Annotated in this window: 4 protein-coding genes; 1 reads left to right on the top strand and 3 read right to left on the bottom strand. The window is 68.1% G+C overall.

What is annotated here, in order from left to right; all coding sequences use genetic code 11:
- Window positions 1–233 precede the first annotated feature (233 nt).
- On the top strand, window positions 234–2309 hold the full coding sequence (locus ROR02_RS15880; protein WP_147165025.1) for a hypothetical protein: 2076 nt from the start codon (window positions 234–236) through the stop codon (window positions 2307–2309).
- Between the two features lie 233 nt (window positions 2310–2542).
- Here ROR02_RS15880 and ROR02_RS15875 read toward each other — a convergent pair whose 3' ends face one another.
- The 3 genes from ROR02_RS15875 to ROR02_RS15865 form a co-directional block, all read right to left on the bottom strand.
- Window positions 2543–3646, bottom strand: coding sequence for a trypsin-like peptidase domain-containing protein (locus ROR02_RS15875; RefSeq protein WP_147165024.1), 1104 nt, complete (start codon window positions 3644–3646; stop codon window positions 2543–2545).
- A 53-nt stretch (window positions 3647–3699) separates the two neighbouring features.
- Window positions 3700–4368: a glutathione S-transferase family protein gene (locus ROR02_RS15870; RefSeq protein WP_147165023.1), complete on the bottom strand. Its 669-nt coding sequence runs from the start codon at window positions 4366–4368 to the stop codon at window positions 3700–3702.
- 252 nt (window positions 4369–4620) lie between these two features.
- The gene (locus ROR02_RS15865; protein ID WP_147165022.1) at window positions 4621–5001 is read right to left on the bottom strand and encodes a Crp/Fnr family transcriptional regulator; all 381 of its coding nucleotides are present in this window, start codon (window positions 4999–5001) and stop codon (window positions 4621–4623) included.
- Between the last annotated feature and the right edge of the window lie 198 nt (window positions 5002–5199).

Raw genomic sequence — 5199 nt, 5'->3', positions numbered from 1 at the left:
TTTTTCGCGGGGAACCGACATTGTCGCGGGCGCGGTTTGGGGTCATCCTGCGAGGCCCTGTTCCCCCCTGGAGTGCGTCCGCTTCACATTGGAGAGGACACACCCTGGATTCCTGTGTTTGAGTTTGTCTTTCGGGAAAAGGCGCCCGCGCCCTTTTCCCTGACACACTCCAGTCCCCGCGAGGAGATCCCCCACGGGATCCGACCGCGCGGGGAGCCCGAGGAGCCCGCCCCATGACGTTTCCCCCCCTGACGCCCGTTGTGCTTGGCCTTGGTCTTGTCGCGGCCTTGCCCGCCTTGAGCGCCCTGGGCGTGACGCCGACCGAGGAACCCGTGCTGCGCCGCGTGGTGATGAGCACCGGCGGCGTGGCCTTGTTTGAATACACCGCCCCCACCCACGGCACCCAGCCCCTGACCCTGACCGTGCCCCTGGAGCAGGTGGACGACGTGCTGCGCACCTTGTCGGTCACCGATCCCGCCGGCCCGGTTGTTGGCGTGCGCCTGGCCGGGCAGGCTCCCCTGGCCGAGGTCTTCCGGACCCTGCCCCTGGATCCGGACGCCCTGACCTCGCCCGCCGCCCTGCTCGACGCCTTGCAAGGGACGCCGGTCACCCTGGGCGGCCCGCGCGCCGTGAGCGGCCGCCTGCTTTCCGTCACCCCGGAAACCACCACCCTGCCCGACGGCGGCCAGCAGACCCGTCATCGCCTGGGCCTGATGACCGCCCAGGGCCTGCGCCAGGTCATCTTGGAAGAGACCGACAGCCTGTCGTTCGACGACCCGGCCGTGGCCGAGGCCGTGCGCCTCGCCCTCGAAGCCCTGGCCGGCGCCCACCACAAGGACGCCCGCACCTTGTCCATCGCGCTTTCCCCCGGCGAGGCGCGCATGGTCCGCCTGGTTCACCTGGCCGAGGCCCCCTTGTGGAAAACCAGCTACCGCCTGACCTTGCCCACCGCCCCCCGGGAGGGGGAAGCGGACCCGGGCGAGGGCCGGCTGGCCGGATGGGCCACCTTGGAGAACCTGAGCGGCCACGATTGGCGCGACGTCAGCGTGACCCTGGTTTCCGGCAACCCGGTGACGTTCACCCAGGACCTGTACGCGCCCTATCATGTGGAGCGCCCGCGCATTCCGGTGGAAGTCTATGGCCGGCTCCTGCCTTCCCCGGACACCGGCGCGGCCAGGGGAGGGGCGGCCGTCCAGGCCGCGCCCCTTGCCCTGCCCCAGCCCGAGGCCATGCCGGCGCGCCTGCGGGCCGCGAAGGCGCCCTTTGAAGCGGACTTCGGCGCCACCGCCGACGCCAGTTCCGAAAGCCCGCCCCTGCCCCTGCCCGCCCCCACCACCGTGACCGCCCAGGTTCTGTTCACCCTGGCCGGACCGGTCACCCTGGGCGAGGGCCAGACCCTGCTGGCGCCCTTGCTTGATCAAACCCTGCCGGTGCGCCGCGTCACCCATGTGCGCGCCGCCCGCCCGGCCGATCCCCCCCTGGCCGCGCTCAGCCTGACCAACGCCACCACGGCCGCCCTGCCCCCGGGCCCGGTCAGCCTGACCCAGCGCACCGATGAGGGCCTGGCTTTCCTGGGCGATGCCCGCCTGCCCCTGCTGCCCGCCGGCGAAACCCGGCTGCTCGCCTTCGCCGCCGACCAGGACATCGCCGTTTCCCGGCAAAACGACGAGGAACGCCACGTCGCCGGCCTCAGCGCCGCGCGCGGCGTGTTGACCGTGCGCCAGATCCGCCACGCCGACACCCGCTACACCCTGACCAACGCCAGCCCCCAGGCGCGCACCGTGGTCCTGGATCACCCCAGGCGGGAAGGATGGTCCCTGGTCGCCCCCGAGGACATGGAAGCGGTGGCGACGACTCCCGAGGCGCACCGCCTGACCTTCACGGTCCCGGCCTCGGGACAGCGCACCGTGCTGGTGCGCCTGGAACACATCGACATGGAGGTCCTGGAGGCCGGCACCCTGGACGCGCCCGCGCTCGCGCGCCTGTCCGCCGACGGCGCCCTGTCGCAAGACGAGCGCACGGCCGTGGAAAGCCTGACCCAGCTCGCCGCCCGCGCCGCCGAATACGAAAGCCGCGCCGCTCAGATCGATGACGAAATCGCCGAGGTTCAGCAGGCCCAGGCCAGCGCCCGCGAAAACCTCAAGGCCGTGCCTCCCGACAGCGACCTTCACGCCCGCTTCCTGGAACGCCTGGGACAGCTGGATGACCGCCAGGGCACCTTGGAAAGCCAGCGCACCGACGCCCGCGCCGAAGCCCGCGCCGCCCGGGGCGAACTGGAATCCCTGATCGGCTCGCTCAAGCTGCCCTGAGCGTTCGAGTGAGAGCCGAAAAGACAAACTCAAACAAAGGGATCCGGAGTCCGTCCGCTTCCATCTGAAGCTGACGGACTCTCAGGACCGCTTTTCGGAAAAATCGAAGGCCACAACAAAAAGCGGGCGCACCGTGCCCGGATCCGGTTCAACACACGGTGCGCCCGCGCCTTCTTTGGGATCGCCCGGAGGGCCGCGACGCGGAACCCACCAGGGGTTCCGGACGCGAGGCGTTACGCGCCAATGCGCGCGGCAAGCTGCAAGGTGCGCCCCGCGCGCAGCACCGACAAGGTGACGGTGCCCCCCACCTGGGAAAGGCCGATCTGGCGACGCAAGATCTCGGCGGTGTCCGACGACTCGCCGTTCACGGCCAGGATGACATCACCCGGTTGCAAGCCGGCCCGGGCTCCGGGCGAGCCGGGGGCGACCTCGGCGACGATCACGCCCGCGGCGCGTTGCAGCCCCAAGGTATCGGCAATCGACGGATCAACCGACTGGATCACCACGCCCAGCCGCCCCCGGTGCACCGTGCCGGTGGCCACGATCTGCTCCATCACCGAACGCGCGATGTTGCTGGGCACGGCAAACCCGATGCCCACGTTGCCCCCGCCCCCCGGGGACAGGATGGCGGTATTGATGCCGATCAGATCGCCGCGCGAATTGACCAGCGCGCCCCCCGAGTTGCCCGGGTTGATGGGCGCGTCGGTCTGGATGAAATCCTCGTAGCCGTCGGGAATCAGGCCGCTGCGGCCCTTGGCGCTAACCACGCCGGTGGTCACGGTCTGGCCCAGGCCAAAGGGGTTGCCGATCGCCACCGTCAGGTCGCCCACCCGGGTCCGGTCGGAATCGGCCAGGTGAATTTCGGTCAGGTTATCGGCATCGACGTGCAAAACGGCGATTTCCGTGCCCGGGTCGGAGCCCACCAGACGGGCCCGCAACACGCGGCGGTCCTTCAAGGTGACGGTGATTTCCTGCGCGTTCTCGATCACGTGCCGGTTGGTCAGGATGGTGCCGCGCCGGGCATCGACGATGACCCCCGAGCCGGCCGACAGGAAGGTTTTGCGCGACAGCTCGGCCCCCGGCGGCAGCCCGAAGAACTGGCGGAAGGTCGGGTCGTTGAACAGGGGATTGGGGTTTTCGGCCACGACCACGCCACGCACCGCGATGTTGACCACGGCCGGCGTGACCCGATCGAGCATCGGAGCCAGGGTCAGCACCCCGTCGGGCCCCATTTCAAAAGCGTTCGCCGGCGGGGCGGCCAACGGGGCAACGGCCAGGCCGATTCCCAGGGCCAGGGCGCCAAGAGTGGCGGTCGGGTGCCAGCAACGATGCGTCATGCGGGTCCTCCGGTCAGCGATGACTCCCCGCCGCGACTTGGGGAGAGGGTGAGCTAGAAATCAAGATCGGCATAATGGCGGGGGGGACGAATGTTGGCGATCCATTCTTCCAGCAAGGGCCGGAAGCTGGGGCGGCATTTGACCAGGGCGTACCACTCCTTGGCCTGGGGATGTTCATCCCAGGGAACATCTCCCGCGTAATCAACCAGGGAAAGATGGCACGCGGCCGTGATATCGGCGTAGCTCAAGGCGTCGCCGGCCAGCCAGCGGCGCCGGTGAACCAGCCAGGCGATATAGCGCATGTGGGTGTGGATGTTGGCCCGTCCGGCGCGGATCAGGCGGCTATCCGGGGTTCCCCCCGCGACCACCCGCTTGATCAGCTTTTCTTGCAAGATGGGCTCGGTGACCTCGCGGTTGAATTTCCGGTCGAACCAGGCGACCAGCCGCCGGACCTCGGCCCGGGTGCGCGGATCAACGCCCAGCAGCACGGGCTCGGGATAAACTTCCTCAAGGTACTCGCAAATGGCCCAGGCATCGGCCAGGACCTGCCCGTCGGGTTCAACGAGCACCGGCACCTCGCCCTCGGGATTCAGGGCCAGGAAAGACTCGTTGCGGATCCACGTCTCTTCGATGAGGGGTTCGAAGTCCAGGCGCTTTTCGGCCAGGGCGACCCGAACCTTGCGCGACGCGGGCGAGAGTTCATGATGATAGAGCTTGCGCATGGCGACACCTTAGGACCGCCTTGCCCGAAGGCAAGCGGGAAAATACCCCTTTTCCCGCCCCCCTGACGAGGGACGGGTCTCGCGGTTTCTTAGAGCATTTTCAGCCGAAAGGGGCACCGTTTCGACGATTCGAAAATGCAACCACCTCAGGAATGCAAGATTCGGAGAAAAGGAAGGATCGCTTTTCCCGAAAAGACAAACTCAAACAAAGGAATGCGGAGACTGTCTGCTTCCATCCGAAGCCGACGGACTCTAGTCCCCGCGCGGGGTCAAGGTCAGTTCGTGGGAGAGGGCGCGCAAACGCTTGGCCAGCTGGACCAGGACGCGCGTCATGATGGGATTGACGGTTTTGAGCTGGGCCTTGAAGGCGGCGGCGGGAATGCGCACCAGCATGGCCTCCATGGCGACGCGGGCGGTGGCCATGCGCGGGCGGTCATCGATCAGGCCCATTTCCCCGAACATCTCGCCGGGGCCGACGGTGCCGATAATCCGCTCGCTGCCGTCCACGCAGCGCACCACCATTTCCACCACGCCGCTTTCAACCATGTAGGCCGCGTCGGCCGCGTCGCCTTCGCGAAACAAAACCGTGCCGTCCGGAAAGCTCTGGCGTGTGAAGGGTGAGGAACCGGCCAAGGGAAACCCCTCGTATCGAAAAAACAAATCCCCCCCCGCGGAAACGCCTGGAACGCACGCCCGTCGTGGAGTCCGATGATGCCCCGTTGCCCTGGATCAAGGAATGCCGGCTTTCGGCCAGGGGCGTCAAGAGGGTTCGCACCGCCGTCCGGGACAATCGGGTGAAGCCCTGGATGCCCTTGGAAGAGGGTTCCTCAA

The sequence above is a fragment of the Pararhodospirillum oryzae genome, from assembly GCF_007992075.1.
Classification (GTDB): Bacteria; Pseudomonadota; Alphaproteobacteria; order Rhodospirillales; family Rhodospirillaceae; genus Pararhodospirillum; species Pararhodospirillum oryzae.
This window is presented reverse-complemented; position numbering and strand designations above follow the sequence as displayed.